Genomic DNA, 18983 nt, shown 5'->3' on the forward strand with positions numbered 1-18983 from the left:
GGCGTCACCTTACCTCTGAGGACAACCATGGTTGTCGAGGGGGTCCCCCGGCGTCTACGGTGCACCCATGGCGGAAGAGATCAGGGCGGGCTCCGAGCGGGAGGACATGGCCGAGCGCGCTCGGCAGGCGGTCGCCGAGGCCGCCCGGAAGCTCGCCCTCGCCTCGGCCGGGCCGGACGGCGGCCGGCCGGCTCCGGAGGACCTCCGCAGCGACGCCCTGGCGTCGCTGCACGCCCTCGCCCACCTGAGCCGGGCCGTCGAGGAGTGCGCGGCCCTGGCCGCCCGGACCGCCGCCCGGGAGGGTGCGGGCTACCCCCAGCTGGGCAGGGCCTGGGGGGTCAGCCGCCAGGGTGCCCGCAAGCGCTGGCCCGGTCTCGTCTTCACCGCACGCCCCGCATCACGACCGCTACCCCACGATCAGACCCGGAGCTCGCTCATGAACGGCCTCGCCCCCCGCACGTACACCGTCCTGCTCGTCGAGGACGACATGGCCGACGCCATGCTGATCGAGGAAGCCCTGACCGAGCACGGGATGGCGCGGGGGATCCACCGGGCCGACGACGGGGTCGCGGCGCTGGAACACCTCCGCGACCCGCACACCGAACGGCCCGACCTGATCGTCCTCGATCTCAACATGCCCCGCATGAACGGCCGCGAGCTGCTGAACGTGCTGAAGAACGACGCCTCCCTGTCGAGCATCCCGATCGTCGTGCTGACCACGTCCGCGGCGCCGGACGACGTCGAGGACGCCTACCGGCAGCACGCCAACGCCTACGTCACGAAGCCCGTCAACCTCGACGACTTCATGCAGACCGTGCAGAGCATCGACTCCTTCTTCCTGGACACCGCCACGACGCTCCCGCACCACCCGGGCGGCGGCGAGGCCTGACGGCGGGGCGGGCCCGCGCCCCGCCCCGGCCGGCCCCGGGCGGCTACTCCGTCGCCGTGGGCCGCCGCGTCGCCTCCGTGGCGTCGCCGGGGTCGTCCAGCGGGCGCAGCCGGTAGGTGTAGGAGTAGTCCCGGTCCGCGAAGAGCTTGTACTCGTCGTGGGTGTGCGCACCCCAGCTGTCGTCCCCGCCGACGCCCATCTGCCGGTGGTTCAGTCGCAGTACGACGTCCTCGCGCGGCGTCAGCTGGTAGTCGTGGCGGGCGCCCGCCGACAGGTCCTCCGGCGTGAAGTGCGAGGCGTTGAACTCGATCAGCGGCTCGCCCGCCACGAGCAGTCCCCGGCCGGTGCGGTCCGTCAGCGCGACCCAGCGCACGTCGGTCCGGTTGCCGTTCTCCTGCGGGCGGACGTAGGGGGTCCAGTGCTCGGCGACGGTGGCGGAGTACAGCCCCACGTCGGTGCCGTCGTTGCGGTCCCAGTGGTTCTCCTCCGGGCCCCGGCCGTAGTAGTGCAGGCGGTCCAGACGGCCGGGCAGGAGGAGCAGCGAACCGACCTCGGGGATGTAGGGCAGGCCGGAGTCACCCGGGTGCAGGGTGTGGTCGACCTTGATCTCCCCGTTGCCGAAGACGGTGTACGTGGTGGTGTACGCCGACTCCGTCGTGGTGGGCAGGGTGCCGCTGACGGCGATCTCGACCGCCCGGTCCCGCAGGGAGCGCACCTCGAACCCCGTCACCCTCCGGGCGTCGCCCGCGTGGCGCCAGGTGGCGTTCCGGGCGGGCTGGCCGTTGCCGATGTCGTTGTCGGTGGGGGCCCGCCAGTAGTTGGGGGCGGGCCCCGAGGTGATCAGCCGCCGGCCGCCCGCCGCGTAGGAGGTGATGAGGCCGCTGGTCCTGTCGACCGTGACGGAGAAGCCGTCGCCGGTCACCGTGACGGACCCCTCGTCCTCGCGGTGGCGGAGCGCCGGCACGGAGTCCAGGGGCCGGGGCGTCACGGCCGGGCTGCCCGCGTCGAGGGGCAGGTGGTGCCGGGCCACCTCGAATCCGGCCTCCGCCCAGGCCGTGGCCTGCCTGGTGGTGAAGGACAGCTGGACGGCGTACTCGGTCCCCGGGGCGGGGTGTCCGGGCAGGGTGAAGGGGAGGGTGATGTCCTTCGCGGACAGCGGCGCGATGTCGAGCTGGGCGCGTGTCAGCCGCCCGCGCTGCACCGCCTTGCCGTCGGCGAGGAGGGTCCAGCCGCCGTCGAGTTCGCGGAGGTGGGTGAACAGGTACTCGTTGGTGACGGTGAAGCGGCGGGAGGCGCTCCGGCCGGCCGCCGTCACGCCGACCGCCTGGAGGATCCGCTTGATCTCCGCGGCCTTGCCGGTGTGCGCGCGGTCCGCGGTGACGATGCCGTCGGCGCTGAAGCAGCCGTCGTTCGGCTGGTCCCCGAAGTCGCCGCCGTAGGCGAGGAACGTCGGCGCGGAGGGACGGACCTCCTCGAGGCCGACGGTCGCGGCGTCGAACCAGAGCCGCACGTCCGCGTCGTCCGGGCCGCGGTCCTCGGAGGCGAGCTCGGCCGCGGTCAGGGCCCGGGCGTGCACGCGGGCCCGCCGGACGGTGCCGCTGAACTCCCGGGTGGAGTGCTCCGCGTCGGTGGCGAGGGTGACCGGCGCGTCGTTGCTGTCGGGCCGCCGGGCGTCGGCCCTGGTGGCCCTCACCCTGCCGTCGACGTACAGGGTGAGGGTGGACGCCGCCTCGTCGAAGACGCCCGCGATGTGGTGCTCGGTGCCGGTCCAGTCCGGCGGCAGCTCCCAGCTCGCGGTGATCCACCGGCCGCCGGAGTGGACGAAGAACTCCAGGTCGCCGTCGGTCTGCTTCAGCGCGTACTGGGTGTCGCCCTTGGCGAGGATGGGCTGGTGGCGTCCGGTTGTCCGCTGGGTGATCCAGGCCTCCAGCGTCAGTGAGCCGGTGAGGTCGAGGCCGGCGTCGGCGGCGAAGGCCGTGCCTCCGGAGACTCCGCGGTCCCGGTCGAAGGTGCCGCTGGGCGCGAGAAGCTCCCCGGTCACCGCGCCGGGTCCGGTCTCCGTGAACAGCTTGCGGGTCGGTGTGGGCCAGGTGAGTGCCTGGTCGGCGAAGTCCCAGATCCAGCCGCCCTGCAGGACGTCGTGCGCACGGATGACGTCCCAGTACTTCTTGAAGTTGCCGCTGGAGTTGCCCATCGCGTGGGAGTACTCGATCAGGACGAAGGGCCGGGTGTCGGCGGTGTCCCGGGCCCGCTCCTCGACCTGGGCGGGGCGGGTGTACATCTCCGAGCGGATGTCGCTGATGCCGGGCCGGTCGTCGCCCTCGTACTGGATGACGCGGGTGGGGTCGTAGGAGCGGATCCAGTCGTGCATGGCGACGAAGGCCGAGCCGGTGCCGGCCTCGTTGCCGAGCGACCAGATGACGGCGGAGGCGTGGTTCTTGTCGCGGTGGACCATGTTCCTGGCGCGGGCCACGCACGCCTCGGTCCAGTCGGCGTGGTTCCCCGGGTACTCCTCGCGGATGCCGTGCGTCTCCAGGTTGGTCTCGTCCACCAGGTACAGGCCGTACTCGTCCGCGAGCTCCAGCCACAGCGGGTTGTTCGGGTAGTGGGAGGTGCGGACGGTGTTCATGTTCAGCCGCTTGATCAGCCTGATGTCCTCGGTCATGTCCGCGCGGGTCAGCGACATGCCCCTGTCGGGGTGCATCTCGTGCCGGTTCGTGCCCCGCAGCGAGACGGGCCTGCCGTTGACGCGCATCAGCCCGTCCCGGAGCGCGAACTCGCGGAGGCCCACCCGGTGCGACAGCGTCTCGGTCACCCGGCCCGCCGGGTCGCGCAGCCGCAGGACGGCGGTGTAGAGGTTCGGGTGCTCGGCGGACCACAGCTCGGGTTTCGGGACGGCCCGGGAGGCCCGTACGGTCACGTCGCTCCCGGCCGCGGCCGGGCCGAGGTCGACGGGCTGCCGCAGCGGCCGGGACCAGACGGGGTGTCCCCCCGCGTCGTAAAGCTGGGTCTCGACGGTGTACGCCCCCGTCCCGCCCGCGCTGCCGTAGGCACGCACGGAGGCGGTGACGGAGAGCTCGGCGGTCGTCCAGTCGTCGCCGAGCGGGGTGTCGAGCTTGAAGTCCCGCAGGTGGACGGTGGGGGTGGAGAAGAGGTGGACCGAGCGGAAGATCCCGCTCAGTCTGATCATGTCCTGGTCCTCCATCCAGTCGCCGTCGGAGAAGCGGTAGACCTCCACGGCGATCTGGTTGCGGCCCCGGCGCAGGTGCGGGGTGATGTCGTACTCGGCGGAGGTGTAGGAGTCCTCGCGGTAGCCCACCGGCTCGCCGTTGATCCACACGTAGTGGGCGGACTTCACGCCCTCGAAGTGCAGGAAGACCCGCCGCCCGTCCCAACTGCGGGGGACGGTGAACGTGCGGCGGTACTGGCCCACCGGGTTGTAGCGGGTCGGCGCGAAGGGCGGCTGCGCCTCCTCGCCCAGGCCGTTGGCCCCGGCCCAGGGATAGGTGATGTTGGTGTAGATCGGGAAGTCGTAGCCGTGCAGCTGCCAGCAGGACGGCACCGGGAGGGTGTCCCAGGAGCGGTCGTCGAGGTCGGTGCGGAAGAAGTCGGCGTCCCGGTCGTCCGGCCGGTCGGCGTAGGCGAACTTCCACGTCCCGTCGAGGTCGAGCCGCCACGGGGAACGCGTCCGGTCGCAGGCCAGGGCCTGGCGCACGTCCGCGTACGGCATGAGCGTGGTGTGGGGCGGCTCCGAACCGATGTCGAAGAGCGCGATGTTGTTGTTCCACTCCGGAAAGCCGTTGGCCGGCGGGGCACCGCCGGTGGCGGCGGGGCCGGGCTGTGCGGCTGCCGCGGGGGACGTCGCGGCCGGGAGCGCGGCGAGGGCGAGCGCGCCGAAGCCGGCTGCGCCGCCCTCCAGGATCCTGCGGCGGCTGACGCTGCGGGGCTGCTGGGCGGGCTGGTGCGGGGAGGACGAGTGCTGCATGGCGGAGGACCCCTCGGGATGGCCGTGCCGCGTGCGCCGGTGTGGCGCACGGCGCGTGGGCGTGTCGTGTTCCGTGCGGTGCCGTCGTGGTGCCGTGCGGGACTCAGGGCCCGGACCTGCTCCGGTGGCCGTGCTCGCCGGCCCGGTCGTGTCCGCCGTCGGCCGGTGTGGCGCTCCTGGACCTCATGTCGATGCGGCTCCTCGTGGGGAAGTTGCCTCTTCGTCACGTTCGAGATCTCGTCATGCGTCCGAAATCCTGCCGAGACGGTAGTGACGCCTGATGCGGGGTGTCAACGGTCGTGCACAGCGGGTGTTCCCCGGTCCCCGGCCGGCCGACCGGCCACCGGCGGCACCGGGAACCGGCCGGGCGGGACTTCGGGACGGGCGGGTGCACGCGGGAAGGCCGGCTCGGTCGTGCCGAGCCGGCCTGTCAGGTGCGCCGTGGAGCGACCTCGGGGCGGAACCCTCAGATGGTCGCGGTGTCGATCACGAAGCGGTAGCGGACGTCGCTGTTCAGCACACGCTCGTACGCCTCGTTGATCTCGGAGGCGCCGATCAGTTCGATCTCGGCACCGAATCCGTGCTCGGCGCAGAAGTCGAGCATGTCCTGGGTCTCCTGGATGCCGCCGATGCCGGAACCCGAGAGGGACTTGCGTCCGCCGATCAGGGAGAAGAGGTTGACGGAGATGGGCTCCTCCGGGGCGCCGACGTTGACCAGCGCACCGTCCGTCTTGAGCAGGGACAGGTAGGAACCGAAGTCCAGCGGCGCGGACACCGTGGACAGGACGATGTCGAACGAGCCGCGCAGGGACTCGAAGGTCTCCGGGTCGCTGGTGGCGTAGTAGTGGTCGGCACCGAGCTTCAGGCCGTCCTCCTGCTTGCGCAGCGACTGCGACAGCACGGTCACCTCGGCGCCCAGAGCGTGCGCGATCTTGACGGCCATGTGCCCGAGGCCGCCCATGCCGACGACGGCGACCTTCTTGCCGGGGCCGGCGTTCCAGTGCTTCAGCGGCGAGTACGTGGTGATGCCCGCGCAGAGCAACGGCGCGGCCTCGTCCAGGGACAGGCCGTCCGGGATGCGGAGCGTGTACTTCTCGTCCACGACAATGTGCGTGGAGTAGCCGCCGTAGGTGCGCTCGCCCTGGCGGTCCAGGGCGTTGTACGTGCCGGTGTTGCCCTCGGCGCAGTACTGCTCCAGGCCGGCCCTGCAGTTGTCGCACTCACGGCAGGAGTCGACCATGCAGCCGACCCCCACGCGGTCGCCCACGGCGAACTTGGTGACGCCGGGGCCGGTCTCGGTGACGACACCGGCGATCTCGTGGCCGGGGACCATCGGGAACAGGCCCTCGCCCCAGCCGTCGCGGGCCTGGTGGATGTCGGAGTGGCAGATCCCGGCGAACTTGATGTCGATCAGGACGTCGAACTCGCCGACCGCCCGACGCTCGATGGTGGTGCGCTCCAGCGGAGCCTTCGCCGAAGGGGCGGCGTACGCGGCGACAGTGGTCATGCGGAATTCTCCTAGGGAGTGGTCCTGCGCCCGGCGGCTTCCCGCCGGGCGTCTTCCAGCGTGCCCCGGTTCGCGGCTCCCGCCCAGGCCACCGTCCTGCCTACGACCAGTGGTCCTACTACTGACGGGGTCAGGATGACGTGCGTACGACCGTGGATACTGGACCCATGGAGGAGCAGCCTGTGACCGAACGGCAGCCCGGCGGTGAGCACGGTCCCACCGGTGGCCGGACTCCCGGTGGGAGTGCCGGGCCGGGCCTGGACCGGCGGGCCGAGCTGAGCGAGTTCCTGCGCAGCCGCCGCGCCCGGCTGAAGCCGGAGGACGTGGGCCTGCCCGACTTCGGGCGGCACCGCAGGGTGCCGGGGCTGCGCCGCGAGGAGCTGGCCCAGCTGGCGGGCGTGTCCGTGGCCTACTACACCCGCCTCGAACAGGGCAACGGCCAGAACGTCTCCGGGGAGGTGCTGGGCGCGATCGCGTCCGCACTGCGGCTGACGCACGCGGAGCAGGCCCACCTCATGCACCTCGCGAAGCCGAAACGGCACCGGAAGAAGCCGTCGGCCCGGCAGCAGCGGGTGCGCGGGGCCCTCGGACGGCTGCTGGACACGATGGACGGCGTCCCGGCGTACGTCGTCGGGCGGCGCTCGGAGATCCTGGCCTGGAACCGCATGGCCGCCGCGGTCTTCGGCGACTGGTCCCGGCTCCCGCCGCCGGAACGCAACTGGGCGCGGCTGGTGTTCCTCGATCCGGAGTACCGGGAGCTGTTCGTCGAGTGGGACCAGAAGGCCTCGGACATCGTCAGCTATCTGCGGATGGACGCCGGCTGCCACCCCGACGACCCGCGTCTCTCCGCTCTGGTCGGCGAGCTGTCCGTGAAGAGCGAGGAGTTCCGGAGGCTGTGGGCCAGGCACGACGTCAAGGAGAAGACCCACGGCGTCAAGCGTGTGCAGCACCCGCTGGTGGGTGAGCTCTCGCTCGCGTTCGAGACGTTCACGCTGCCCGACGACGCGGAGCAGTCGGTGGTCGCCTATCACGCGGAGCCCGGCTCGGCGTCCGCGGAGGCACTGCAGCTGCTCGCGAGCTGGGGCACGGACGCCACCCGGGCGGGCACCTCCGCCACCGGTCGGCGCTGAGCCGCTTCGGCACCGGGGTCCGTCCGCGCCGGAGGCCGGTCACCGGGTCCGGAAGAATGGGCCCATGAGAATCGTCGACGCGCAGGTCTTCGTCACCAGCCCCGGCCGCAACTTCGTCACCCTCAGGCTGACGACCGACGAGGGGCTCACCGGGCTCGGTGACGCCACGCTCAACGGCCGGGAACTGTCGGTGGTGAGCTATCTGCGGGACCATGTGGTGCCCCTCCTCGTCGGGCTGGATCCGCACCGGATCGAGGACACCTGGCAGTCCTTGTACCGGGGCGCCTACTGGCGGCGCGGACCGGTGACGATGGCGGCGATCGCGGCGGTGGACGTCGCGCTGTGGGACATCAAGGCGAAGGCGGCGGGCCTGCCGCTCTACCAGCTCCTCGGCGGCGCGAGCCGGGACCGGGTGGGGACGTACGGCCACGCCCAGGGACGTGACGTCCCCGAACTCCTCGACTCGGTCCGGGCCCGTCTCGCCGAGGGCTATCCCGCCGTCCGCGTCCAGTCCGGCATCCCGGGCCTGAAGGCGGTGTACGGCGTGTCGGACACCGCCGCGGACGGCTCCCCCGTGCTGCACCAGCAGGTCAGGCCGCTGGTGGAGGACTGGGACACCGACGCCTACCTCCGCCACATGCCCGCGGTGGTGGAGGCGGTGCGCGCCGAGTTCGGCCCCGGACTCCCCCTGCTGCACGACGTCCACCACCGGCTCACCCCCCTCCAGGCGGCCCGGCTCGGCAAGGACCTGGAGCCGTACCGGCTGTTCTGGCTGGAGGACTGCACCCCGGCGGAGAACCAGGAGGCCCTGCGCACGGTACGCCGCCACACCACGACACCGCTGGCCGTCGGCGAGGTCTTCAACACGGTCCACGACTACCAGGGCCTGATCACCGAGCAGCTGATCGACTACGTGCGCTCGGCCGTGACCCACTTCGGCGGCGTCACCCCCCTGCGCAAGCTGATCGACTTCGCCGCGCAGTACCAGATCAAGAGCGCGATCCACGGGCCGGAGGACATCTCCCCGGTGGGGATGGCGGCCGCGGTCCATCTGGACCTGGCCGTGCACAACTTCGGGATCCAGGAGTACTCGGGTCACACCCCGCTCACCGAGGAGGTGTTCCCGCACGCGTACACCTTCGAGGACGGCTGGCTGCACCCGGGCGAGGCACCGGGCATCGGGGTGGACTTCGACGAGGCGCTGGCGGCCGCGCACCCCTACGCGGCGGCCTACCTTCCGGTCAACCGGCTGCAGGACGGGTCGGTCCACGACTGGTGACCGGCCCGGGGTCTGCTGCCCGCACCATGGACAACACGCCGCTCCTGCCGTTACGTTCTCCGATGGTTCGACAACGATGTCACGACGCCTCTCCCAAGGAGCAGTGATCGCCGATGGTGTCCCGGAGAACCCTTCTGCACGCAGGCGGAGCGGCCCTCGCGGCCGGCGGGCTGGGAATCTCCCTGCCGGACGGGGCCGGGGCGGCCCCCGCGGCGCGGCTGCTGCCGTCGTTCGGCCGGCCCACGCACCTGGACGTGGCCGACGTCAGCCGGCTGGACGGGGCCGACCAGCTGCTGCTGACCACGCTTCAGGGGGTGGTCAACCGGCGCCGTCCACGGCTCTACTTCAACTTCGACGCCGGTGAGGTCGATCTCAAGTGGCTGCCCGGGACCGGCGCCGCGGTCACGCGCCACGGCAACGCACTCGACCTCGTCGCCCGCCACCGCGGCGAGATCCGGGGCGCGGTCCTGCACGACCCCGCCGTCCCGGACTCGGTGAACGTGGCGACCACGCTCGCCGGACTGGAGGACGCCGTCGTCGCGACGGCGGAGCAGGCACGCGCGCACCGGCTGGACACCGTCGCCGATCTGCGGGGCCGGTTCGACCGGGACGACGTGCTCGCCACCTACCGCTGGCAGCTGGACCACCTGTTCCCACGCTGCACCCCGACCCTGCTGGCGGGACTCCCGCCCACCCGGACCGTGCGGACCGAGGACGTGCGGTGGCGCGAGATCACCCGGGAGACCCGGCGCATCCGCGACGCGTCGAACCGGCGGCTGCGCACCTTCGACCTGAGCCCGGAACTCGCCGGTGGGGACGGTGTCTACCTGCGCTTCGAGGACGCGCTCGGCGACGACGGCTGGGGTTCGTCGGTCGGGTCGGTCGAGGTGAGGACCGACGACGGCCGGGTGCTCGCCTCCTTCGCCCCCGGCACGCCCGGCGAGGCGCCGTACCTCTTCGACGGCTCCGGTTCCTCCCTCGGGGCGGAGGGCAACCGGTTCTGCGACGGCGCGGGGTACTTCGTCTACCGCTTCGCACCGGAGGCCGGCACACGGCGGCTCTCGGTCGAGGTCGACCTGTGGAACCAGTTCCTCGTATCCGTCACCACCACCGCGCCCACCAGGGTCGAGCCGTTCCCCTACTTCCGCGACTACACCGTCGCGAGCCGGGCCATGGTGCTCTGGCTGCCCCCGTCCGGTGACACCGGAGAACTCCTCGACGAGGTCTTCTCCCGGGTCGAGCCGACCACTCCCTACGCCGGCTGGTTCTCCGACGACGTGGCGGGAGAGTGGGGCGGCGTCGACCGGGCCTCCCGGCACGGTGTCGAGGTGGTGCCGGCGGACTTCTACATGAACGGCACCGTGCACGCGGGCGTCCCTGCGGAGCTCTCCGGCACGGTCCCGCCGAGGCCGAGGACGACGCTCCGCAACCGCGTCTATCTGACCCTGACCGTCGGCGAGGGCGACAACGTCCAGTACTGCCAGCGCCGCATGCGCCACCTCTGGGACGATCCGAAGAGGGGGCTCGTCCCCGTCAACTGGACCGTCAGCCCGCTGCTCGCGGACATCGGTCCGGCGCTGCTGGCGTACTACCGGAGCACCGCCACCGACAACGACCTGCTGATCGCGGGTCCCTCCGGCGCCGGCTACACCTACCCCGGCTCCTGGCCCGAGGACGCCCTGGACGCCTACACCGAGCTGACCGGGCGCCTGCTGCGCAGGACCGGCATGGACCTCGTCTACGCCTACAACCCCCGCACCGCGGCGGGCGACGGGTGGATCCCCTTCGACGAGCGCGTGGCCCGGTCCTACCGGAGGAACACCCCGGTCCGCGGCGTCATCCAGTCCTGGGAGACCGGCGACCTGCGGGCGAGCCCGGCGGGGCTGCCGGTGATCGGCAACTTCTTCCCGCCGGGGAAGGCCGCGGCGTACCGGGACGGTCTGCTGCGGCACATCGAGGGCTGGGACGGCTCCGCTCCGCTGTTCGTCGCCGGCGCGGTCAACGCCTGGAGCTGGACGCCCGGTGACATCGCGGAGCTTGCCGGCCTGCTCGGAGATCCCTTCGAGGTGGTGCGGGGCGACACCTTCTTCGACCTGATGGCCCTGGCGGAGAAGCACCGGCCCTCCTGACCCCGGTCGCGTCGGCCCGGACCGCTTCCGACCGCACCGGACGAGGGCACCGGAGTGCCGGGCCCCCGGGGCGCAGGGACGACGGAAAAGCGTCTCGATACGGACATTTGACCGTCCCTCAGCCCTCGGCCCGGCGGAGCGCCCGAAGCGGCAGGCCGCTCTATGGGTACCGTGCTGTCCATGCAGATCAACGGGGAGCACCAGCAACGGGGACACGTACTCCTGATCGCGGGAGACAGCGCGACCCGTCGCCGCACGGTCCAGGTGCTCCCGTCGAAGAACCTCGCGGCGCTGTCCATGGTCCCCGTGTCCGCCCTGCTGGACAGCGGTGTGCCGAGCGACACCACCTATCTCGACGGCATCCACGACCAGAACGCCCTGCAGGTACGGCTGCGCACGGCCGCCGCCACGCCGGGCCCGCTCCTCGTCTACCTCTCCGGGCGCCTCACCACCGACCGCCGGGGACAGCAGCTCTACCTCGCCCTCTCCAGGACCACTACGTCCACGGCGCGTTACACCGCGCTCCCCTGGGAGTGGCTGGGCACGGAACTGCGGACCCGCCCCCAGGGTTTCACCACCGTGGTCTTCGACCTCGCGGCGGACAAGGCCACCTGGCCCCTCCTCCAGGAGTACGGCACGCTGCCCGCTTCGACGGCCGCGGAGGTGTACGGCGTCGTCACCCCGCCCGGCTTCGCGGGGGACGAGGGGGTGAGCACGTACACCCGGCACTGGATCGATCAGCTGCGCCGGGCTCCGGAGCGGCCGGCCAACTCCCGGCTGCACGCCCTGACCGTGGCCGCCGCCGCCCTGCCCCCGGGGGCGTTGATCCTCCCGGGGGTCCGCGAGATCACGGCGCCGGGGTACGGCGTCCCGAGCCCGGCGCCCGACACCCGGGGTCCCGCGGTGGCGTCGGTTCCGCGGCCGGCCGCTCCCCCGTCCGGCGGCGGGGCGGGTGGGCGTCCTGCGTCCGGCGCCGTGGTGGGGGCGCCCACCGCCGCTGCCCCGGCGGCCGGCCCCGCGGTCCGGGCGGGCACCGCGGTCGCCGCGCCGGCCGTCGCCGCTTCGGTGCCCGCGCCCCTGCCCGAGCAGCCGGCCTTCGGGGCGCGGGACCCCCGCCCGCACATCCACGCACTCGCACAGTCGGGCCGGCACACCGAGGCCGCCCAGATGGCGCAGATGTGGGAGCAGTACATCCTCCAGACCGAGGGGTTCGACTCGCCGAAGGCCACGGAGTGGGTGGAGATCCGGGCCGACCTCGCCAAGATGTCCGGGAACTTCCTGCTCGCCACGCAGCTCTGGGTCGGCGCCGGGCGGACCAGGCTCGTGCACCAGTCGCCGGACGCCCCGGAAGTCCTCGCGGCGGCCCGCAGCGCCCACTACTGCTGGACCCAGTTGAAGGACGCGGCCAGGGCGCGGGAGTGCGGCCCCGAGCTGATCAGCCTGCTGCGGGCGCTTCCCTCACTCGATCACCGGCATCTGAGGGTGGCGCAGCAGCGTCTGGAGTTCCTGCACGACACGCCCGGCGGGAGCTGACCGCCCGGCGGGGCCGCCCCGAGCTCCGGCTCCCCGGACGGCCGAACGCCCGGGGAGCCCCGGACCGGTCGTGGGGTACCCGGCAGGGGTCACGCGACGGCGCCGCCCGGCCGACGGTACGTGTCCCGGGGGCCGTACCAGTCCAGGCACAGCACCGTGGCGTCGTCCCGGGGCGCTTCGCCCTGGAACGCCTCGGTGACGGCGGTGACCAGCGTGCGCACGACCTCGCGCGGGTGCTCGGCGGCGCTGTCGTGGAGGAGGCCGCGCAGGTCGACCGCGCCGGCCTCGCGTTCCTGCATGCCGTCGGTGTGGAACAGCAGGCGGTCGCCGGGGCGCAGGTCGATGTCCTGCACCCGGTGGTCGTCCTGCCGGGGGACGCCGAAGGGCAGGTTGACCTCCAGGGGGATCTCCTGGACCACGCCGTCGCGCAGCCGGAGCGGCCAGGGGTGGCCGGCGTTCACCAGCTGGGCGCTGCTCCCGTCCAGGGCGATGCGCACCAGCTGGCCGGTGGCGAAGGTCTTCCGTCCGTGCTCCAGCAGGGCCTGGTGCGTCTGACGGGCCTGCTCGCCGAGGTCCGCTCCGCCCCGGCGCGCGCGACGGGAGGCGTTGACCACCAGAGTCGCGATGAGGGAGGCCTCGACGTCGTGCCCCATGGCGTCGGTGACGGACATGTGCAGCGCGTCGTTGTCGAGGCTGAAGTCGTACGAGTCCCCGGCGATGTCCGAGGCCGGGACCAGCGCGCCGGCCAGGGCGAACTGCGGGGCCTCGCAGGAGGGGGCGGAGGGGAGCAGCTGGCGCTGGATCTCCGCCGCGAGGCTGACCGGGGTGGTGCGGTTGCCCGAGTGGTAGAGGTCGGTGAAGCGCCGGTCGGTGACGATGATGTAGGCCAGCGCGTGCGCGACCTCCTCGACCTGCTCCAGCACCTCCTCGGTGACGGTGGGGAGGAACAGCTCCAGCACGCCGATGGCGTCCCCGCGGTTGGTGACCGGCGCGAGCACCCGGTGCCCCTTCTCCCCCTGTCCCGCGTGCACCGGTACCTGGGAGCGCAGGACCTTGTCGTAGAGGCCGCTGCCGGCCAGGGTGACCTGCTCCGTGCGGTGCCTCTGTGACGTCCGGGCCGTGTCGTTGACCCGTACCAGTCCCCGCCCGACGGTGTCGACGAACAGGAACGACACGTCGTTCGCGCCGAAGCGGTCGCGGAGATTCCGTGCGACCACGTCGAGCGAGTCCACCGGTGCCGCTTCTTCGGCAGCCGCCAGAACTTCGGCGAGCCCGATCCGATCCCGCATAGCAACCTCCCCTAGTTGGGTTGCTCCTTCCCTGCGACGCGTCGGTATGCGCCTCACCGAGGAATTAGTCACACGGTGGGGTACCGCCCGCCTCCGGGCATCCTCCGGAAAACGGGTGCGGGCGGGCCCGGTCCGCACGGGCGTGGACCGGGCCCGGACCCGGCGGTGGCACGGCCTCCGGGGCCTGCGCCGCTCACGGCGTCTCCCCGACGGATCAGCGGGCTATCGAGAGCGCGAAAGGGGCGAAGCCGCTGGACCGGATCACGTGCGGCACGAACAGCACCGCGGCCTCGGTGGCGCGGGCGGTGCGGATCCCGCCGAGGTCGGTGATCCACTCCGTGTGCCAGCCGAGGTCGAGCAGCAGTTCCCTGACCGTCTGCTTGGCCTGCGCGTCGTCGCCGGAGAGGAAGGCGTCGGGTGCCCGGGTCAGCAGGGCCGGGGCGGTCATCACCGGGTGGAGCATGGTGTTGAGGGTCTTGACGACACGGGTTTCGGGAAGCGCCTCCTGGAGTTGTTCGGCAAGGCTCGAACCGGGGTGGATCAGATCGGCGGGCAGTCCGTCGGGGCCGTCGACGGTGGCGTTGGAGACGTCGACGAGGATCGTGTCCCGCAGCTCCCCGCGCAGGGCGGCGAGCCGGTCCAGCGAACCCGCTCCCGGGGTGGCGTTGATGACGATCCGGGCGGTCCGGGCGGCGTCGGCGGCGGCGCCCGGCGCGCGGCCGGCCACCGTCACCTCGTGTCCCGCGCGGGTGAGGGCTGCGGCCAGGCTGCCGCCGACGCGGCCGTTTCCGAGCACTGCGATCGTGGTCATGACGGGGTGGTCCTTCCGTGTGTGCGGGGTGGTACGGGCGGTCAGCGTGAGAGCGTGGCGACGACCGCGGCGTGGACGCCGGGTGCGGCGGCCACGAGGCTCCCGCTCCGCGGGGTCCAGGGGCCGCCCCCGGCGTCGGAGATCCGGCCGCCGGCCTCGGTGACGAGCAGCGCCCCGGGCAGCAGGTCCGCGCGGGCGCCGGCGAACTGCCAGAAGGCGTCGATCCGGCCGGCGGCCACGTTCAGCAGGTGCAGGGTCGCGGGCACGGAGGTGCGGACGACGAGCGCGTCGAGGAGCATCGCGGTGATCGAGGAGCCGATCCGCCGCACGACGTCCTCGTGCTCGTCCGGCCGGGCCTGACTGGTGGCGACGATGCTCAGGCCGAGGTCCGTGGTCCGGGAGACGCACAGCGGCCGGCCGTCGAGGTGGGCGCCCGCGCCGCTGAGCGCGGTGCAGGTCTCGCCGGTCAACGGCAGGTGGACCACGGTGAGCACCGGCTGGTTCTCCCGCACGAGGGTGGCGGTCACGGCCCACTCCGGCAGGGCGTGCAGGTGGTTGACGTTGCCCTCCGCCGGATCCACCACCCACCATTCGCCGGGCGGCAGCGCCCCGCCGTCCAGCTCGTCCTCCACCCAGCCGACGCCCGGGCGCAGGCTCGTGAGGCGGGGGCGCAGGAGGTCGAGGACGGTGTCGTCGTTGGCGGCGAGCGCGCGCATCAGTTCGTCGCGGGTCCGGTGGCGGACCACCTCGCCGAAGCGCTCACGCAGCGCCGCACCGGCTGCGCGCACGGCGGTCGCGGTCCGGCTGAGCAGCTCGGCGTCGGAGAGGGCGGGCTCGGTGGTCTGTGGTGTTTCGGACATGGCGGTGCTCCGGTGCGAGGAGGGGTGTTCGAGGCGGTCCGGGACGAGCGGTGCGTCCCGTCCTGCGCGCTCGTCCCGAAGGTATCCAGGCCCTGGATTAACATCAAATGCATGTGAAGCACGGCTAGGATTACTCTCATGCAATTGGATCTGAATCTGCTCTCCGCGTTCGACGCCCTGCTGGAGGAGGGCAGCGTGAACGGGGCCGCCGCGCGCCTGCATGTCACCGCTCCGGCGATGAGCCGCAGTCTGGGGCGGATCCGGCGCTCGACCGGGGATCAGATCCTGGTGCGCACCGGCCGCACGATGACCCCGACGCCGTACGCGGTCGCCGTCCGGGAACAGGTCCACGAGCTGCTGCACCAGGTCCAGGGGGTGCTGGCACCGAGCCGTGCACTCGATCTGGCGACACTGGAGCGCACCTTCACCCTCCGCTGGCACGACTCCCTGGTCGCCCTGAGCGGACCCGCGCTGCTCTCGGCCGTGCGCGCGGAGGCACCGGGCGTGCGACTGCGCTTCCTCGCGGAATCGAGCAGTGACACACCCGAGCTGCGGCGCGGCGAAGTGGACCTGGAGGCGAACGCCGGCCCGCCGGGCGCATCGGACATCCGCACCGAGAGCGTGGGCGGGACCCGCCTCGTCATCGCCCTGCGGAAGGGGCACCCCCTCACCCGCCTCGGGACCGTCTCCGCAGAGCAGTACGCCGCCGCCGAGCACGTCACCGTCTCGCGGCGCGGGAACCTCGGCAACGCCGTCGACGAGGCCCTCGCCCGGCTCGGCCTCACCCGCCGCGTGGTGGCGACCGTACCCACGGAGGCGGCCGCGCTGGAGTTCGCGCGCGGCTCCGACCTCCTGATCTGCGTCCCCGAGGTCACCACACGGCCGGCGGACGCCGACCACGGCCTGGCCGTCCTCCCCCTCCCGCTGGAACTGCCCTCGGCACCGGTCCACCTGTCGTGGCACCAGCGGTACGACACCGACCACGCACATGCCTGGCTGCGCGGGCTGGCCCGGAGCGCGCTGACCCGGTGCGGGGCGTCGTCGTAACCGGCGCAGTCGATCAGCGGATCGACCCGGCTTCGAAAGTTTCGGAAACGCGACAGAAATTTTCGCGCAGAAAATATTGACGATGCATCGTCAAGCATCGATCCTTTCTGTCTGAGGGACCGCTCACCGCTCGGCATGCCGAACCCCATCGGCGCGGAGAGTTCCGCACTGCGCGCCTGCTCCACGCACCGCAGCTCCGCACTCGTACACCGCCCTGCACCACTCCGTTCCGCACCTGGGACCGGCACCGGCCTCTCCTGGTTCTCCGTGCCGCGGGAGGCGGGCCGAGCCGTGGACCTGGTGCGCCCCGCTCTCCGCCCTCGCACGGCAAGGCGACTTCATCCCCGTACGTCCGCGATCTCTGCTCTGGAGGCACAGCCATGCGCTCGCACACCCATGGGAGACCCGATGTCCGCCAACGGATCCGCACCCTCCTGCTGGCGATGGTCGTCGGCGCCGTCGGTATCGGCGCCGCACCGGCCGCACACGCCGCCGAGAACACGCTCGGAGCAGCAGCGGCACAGAGCGGCCGCTACTTCGGCGCCGCCATCGCCTCCGGAAAGCTGGGCGACTCCACCTACACGACGGTCGCGAGCCGTGAGTTCGACTCGGTGACGGCCGAGAACGAAATGAAGATCGACGCCACCGAACCGCAACGCGGCCAGTTCAACTTCAGCGCCGCCGACCGCGTCCACAACTGGGCCGTGCAGAACGGCAAGCAGGTGCGCGGCCACACCCTGGCCTGGCACTCCCAGCAGCCCGGCTGGATGCAGAACCTCAGCGGCAGCGCGCTGCGCCAGGCGATGACCGATCACATCAACGGCGTCATGGGCCACTACAAGGGGAAGATCGCCCAGTGGGACGTCGTGAACGAGGCCTTCGCCGACGGGGGCTCGGGAGCCCGACGGGACTCCAACCTGCAGCGCACCGGCAATGACTGGATCGAGGTCGCGTTCCGCACCGCACGCGCCGCCGATCCGGCGGCCAAGCTCTGCTACAACGACTACAACGTAGAGAACTGGACCTGGGCGAAGACCCAGGCCATGTACTCCATGGTCCGCGACTTCAAGCAGCGCGGCGTACCGATCGACTGTGTCGGATTCCAGTCCCACTTCAACAGCGGAAGCCCCTACAACAGCAACTTCCGCACCACGCTCCAGAGTTTCGCCGCACTCGGCGTCGACGTGGCCATCACCGAGCTCGACGTCCAGGGCGCCCCGGCCACCACCTACGGCCAGGTGACCAACGACTGTCTGGCCGTCCCGCGCTGCCTCGGCATCACCGTCTGGGGTGTGCGCGACACCGACTCCTGGCGAGCGCAGGACACACCGCTGCTCTTCAACGGCGACGGCAGCAAGAAGGCCGCCTACACCGCCGTCCTCAACGCACTCAACGGGGGCTCGACCACGCCCCCTTCGGATTCCGGACCGGTCAGGGGCGTCGGTTCGGGCCGCTGCCTCGACGTGCCCGGCACCGGCAGCGCCGACGGCGCCCAGATCCAGCTGTGGGACTGCCACAACGGCACCAACCAGCAGTGGACCTACACCGGCACGGGCGAACTCAGGATCTTCGGCGACACATGCCTGGACGCCGCCGGCACCGGCAACGGCGCCAAAGTACAGACCTACAGCTGCTGGGGCGGTGACAACCAGAAATGGCGCCTCAACTCCGACGGATCCATCGTCGGGGTCCAGTCCGGCCTCTGCCTCGACGCCGCCGCAGCCGGTACCTCCAACGGCACTCCGATCCAGCTCTACTCCTGCTCGAACGGCAGCAACCAACGCTGGGCCCGTGCCTGAGAGGACAACACGCCGCACGTCAGCGGCGAGGTGATCCGGAAACGCCGCCACCCGGGCAGGGGCGAGGTCCGACGGATCCTGGGGCACGGGCACAACCGGAGAACAGGCGACGACGCACGTCTCGGGATCTCAGCCGCCCGCCCGGACGTTGTCGGAGCACCCGCGCGGCACTGTCACGCGTGGGGGCGGCCGGACGGTGCCCTGCTGCTCACCTCGATCGGAAAGGAGGACAGGGGTGAAGGAACGACCGATCGTCGGCGACCTCGAACTGGACGCCGCCCTGGTGATACGGACCGGCTACGGGGACGAACCCATCTGGCGGGCCGTGGTGAAGGAGCTGCGGCAGCCGTGGGGCGAGGACGACGAGCACGAGGCCGTGGTGCGCATCGTCGACGATCCGGACTGGTCCGGTGCGACGGTGGAGGAGGTGCGGGCGGCGGCGCGCGCAGCGGACCGGACCGTCTTCCTCGTCGACTCCACCGCCCTCCGCCACCCGTATTTCGCCCTGCTGGCGGTCGACCTCGACACCGAGGACCGGGTGCCGGGTGAGGACACGTTCCGGCTGGAGCCCGCAGCGGTCCAGGAGGTGCACCTGCAGCGGTTCATCGACAACATCTCCTTCGTCGAGTTCGTCGAGCAGGCCGCACGGGAACCGGACCGGGTCCTCCGGTCTCCGTACTGACCCCGGAACCGAGGCAGCTGGGGTGGTGTTCGGAGCGGCCCCG

General features: G+C 72.0%; 13 protein-coding genes. 8 read left to right on the forward strand and 5 right to left on the reverse strand.

The window, feature by feature from the left end:
- Positions 1 to 67: 67 nt before the first annotated feature.
- Entirely contained in the window at positions 68 to 889 is an 822-nt protein-coding gene (locus tag ABZ172_RS02690) for a response regulator (protein ID WP_356879420.1), read from the forward strand.
- A gap of 43 nt (positions 890 to 932) precedes the next feature.
- On the opposite strand, the gene ABZ172_RS02695 is transcribed toward ABZ172_RS02690, so the two are convergent.
- Positions 933 to 4874 carry a glycoside hydrolase family 2 TIM barrel-domain containing protein gene (locus ABZ172_RS02695; RefSeq protein WP_356879422.1) on the reverse strand — a complete coding sequence of 1314 codons (3942 nt, stop codon included), beginning with the start codon at positions 4872 to 4874 and terminating at the stop codon, positions 933 to 935.
- Between the two features lie 466 nt (positions 4875 to 5340).
- Positions 5341 to 6381 carry an NAD(P)-dependent alcohol dehydrogenase gene (locus ABZ172_RS02700; protein WP_356879424.1) on the reverse strand — a complete coding sequence of 347 codons (1041 nt, stop codon included), beginning with the start codon at positions 6379 to 6381 and terminating at the stop codon, positions 5341 to 5343.
- A gap of 167 nt (positions 6382 to 6548) precedes the next feature.
- Between ABZ172_RS02700 and ABZ172_RS02705 the strand changes: the two genes are divergently transcribed.
- The 4 genes from ABZ172_RS02705 to ABZ172_RS02720 all read left to right on the forward strand — a co-directional run bounded on the left by ABZ172_RS02705 (position 6549) and on the right by ABZ172_RS02720 (position 12452).
- Positions 6549 to 7511 (forward strand): helix-turn-helix transcriptional regulator, encoded by a 963-nt coding sequence (locus tag ABZ172_RS02705; protein ID WP_356879426.1) that lies wholly within the window; start codon positions 6549 to 6551, stop codon positions 7509 to 7511.
- 64 nt (positions 7512 to 7575) lie between these two features.
- Positions 7576 to 8790: a D-mannonate dehydratase ManD gene (manD, locus tag ABZ172_RS02710; RefSeq protein WP_356879428.1), complete on the forward strand. Its 1215-nt coding sequence runs from the start codon at positions 7576 to 7578 to the stop codon at positions 8788 to 8790.
- Positions 8791 to 8903: 113 nt separating this feature from the next.
- A complete protein-coding gene (locus ABZ172_RS02715) occupies positions 8904 to 10919 on the forward strand; it encodes a GxGYxYP domain-containing protein (RefSeq protein ID WP_356879430.1) in 2016 nt (671 codons plus the stop codon).
- Between the two features lie 180 nt (positions 10920 to 11099).
- Positions 11100 to 12452 (forward strand): hypothetical protein, encoded by a 1353-nt coding sequence (locus ABZ172_RS02720; RefSeq protein ID WP_356879432.1) that lies wholly within the window; start codon positions 11100 to 11102, stop codon positions 12450 to 12452.
- Positions 12453 to 12541: 89 nt separating this feature from the next.
- On the opposite strand, the gene ABZ172_RS02725 is transcribed toward ABZ172_RS02720, so the two are convergent.
- The 3 genes from ABZ172_RS02725 to ABZ172_RS02735 all read right to left on the reverse strand — a co-directional run bounded on the left by ABZ172_RS02725 (position 12542) and on the right by ABZ172_RS02735 (position 15412).
- Positions 12542 to 13741 (reverse strand): PP2C family protein-serine/threonine phosphatase, encoded by a 1200-nt coding sequence (locus ABZ172_RS02725; protein WP_356879434.1) that lies wholly within the window; start codon positions 13739 to 13741, stop codon positions 12542 to 12544.
- A 214-nt stretch (positions 13742 to 13955) separates the two neighbouring features.
- Positions 13956 to 14552: an NAD(P)-binding domain-containing protein gene (locus tag ABZ172_RS02730; protein WP_356879436.1), complete on the reverse strand. Its 597-nt coding sequence runs from the start codon at positions 14550 to 14552 to the stop codon at positions 13956 to 13958.
- Between the two features lie 41 nt (positions 14553 to 14593).
- Positions 14594 to 15412 (reverse strand): inositol monophosphatase family protein, encoded by an 819-nt coding sequence (locus ABZ172_RS02735; protein ID WP_356879438.1) that lies wholly within the window; start codon positions 15410 to 15412, stop codon positions 14594 to 14596.
- Between the two features lie 138 nt (positions 15413 to 15550).
- Between ABZ172_RS02735 and ABZ172_RS02740 the strand changes: the two genes are divergently transcribed.
- From ABZ172_RS02740 to ABZ172_RS02750, 3 genes are all read left to right on the forward strand, one after another.
- Positions 15551 to 16459, forward strand: a complete 909-nt coding sequence (locus ABZ172_RS02740) for a LysR family transcriptional regulator (protein WP_356879440.1) — start codon at positions 15551 to 15553, stop codon at positions 16457 to 16459.
- A 380-nt stretch (positions 16460 to 16839) separates the two neighbouring features.
- Positions 16840 to 18258 (forward strand): endo-1,4-beta-xylanase, encoded by a 1419-nt coding sequence (locus ABZ172_RS02745; RefSeq protein WP_356879442.1) that lies wholly within the window; start codon positions 16840 to 16842, stop codon positions 18256 to 18258.
- Positions 18259 to 18493: 235 nt separating this feature from the next.
- Entirely contained in the window at positions 18494 to 18940 is a 447-nt protein-coding gene (locus tag ABZ172_RS02750) for a hypothetical protein (protein ID WP_356879444.1), read from the forward strand.
- Positions 18941 to 18983 lie beyond the last annotated feature (43 nt).

The organism is Streptomyces sp. NPDC006296 (genome assembly GCF_040613235.1).
Lineage (GTDB): Bacteria > Actinomycetota > Actinomycetes > Streptomycetales > Streptomycetaceae > Streptomyces.

Excerpts from the sequence above, each read along its gene's own strand:
- ABZ172_RS02690 (WP_356879420.1), top strand. The coding sequence starts at position 68 with ATGGCGGAAGAGATCAGGGCGGGCTCCGAGCGGGAGGACATGGCCGAG.
- ABZ172_RS02695 (WP_356879422.1), bottom strand. The coding sequence starts at position 4,874 with ATGCAGCACTCGTCCTCCCCGCACCAGCCCGCCCAGCAGCCCCGCAGC.
- ABZ172_RS02700 (WP_356879424.1), bottom strand. The coding sequence starts at position 6,381 with ATGACCACTGTCGCCGCGTACGCCGCCCCTTCGGCGAAGGCTCCGCTG.
- ABZ172_RS02705 (WP_356879426.1), top strand. The coding sequence starts at position 6,549 with ATGGAGGAGCAGCCTGTGACCGAACGGCAGCCCGGCGGTGAGCACGGT.
- manD (WP_356879428.1), top strand. The coding sequence starts at position 7,576 with ATGAGAATCGTCGACGCGCAGGTCTTCGTCACCAGCCCCGGCCGCAAC.
- ABZ172_RS02715 (WP_356879430.1), top strand. The coding sequence starts at position 8,904 with ATGGTGTCCCGGAGAACCCTTCTGCACGCAGGCGGAGCGGCCCTCGCG.
- ABZ172_RS02720 (WP_356879432.1), top strand. The coding sequence starts at position 11,100 with ATGCAGATCAACGGGGAGCACCAGCAACGGGGACACGTACTCCTGATC.
- ABZ172_RS02725 (WP_356879434.1), bottom strand. The coding sequence starts at position 13,741 with ATGCGGGATCGGATCGGGCTCGCCGAAGTTCTGGCGGCTGCCGAAGAA.
- ABZ172_RS02730 (WP_356879436.1), bottom strand. The coding sequence starts at position 14,552 with ATGACCACGATCGCAGTGCTCGGAAACGGCCGCGTCGGCGGCAGCCTG.
- ABZ172_RS02735 (WP_356879438.1), bottom strand. The coding sequence starts at position 15,412 with ATGTCCGAAACACCACAGACCACCGAGCCCGCCCTCTCCGACGCCGAG.
- ABZ172_RS02740 (WP_356879440.1), top strand. The coding sequence starts at position 15,551 with ATGCAATTGGATCTGAATCTGCTCTCCGCGTTCGACGCCCTGCTGGAG.
- ABZ172_RS02745 (WP_356879442.1), top strand. The coding sequence starts at position 16,840 with ATGCGCTCGCACACCCATGGGAGACCCGATGTCCGCCAACGGATCCGC.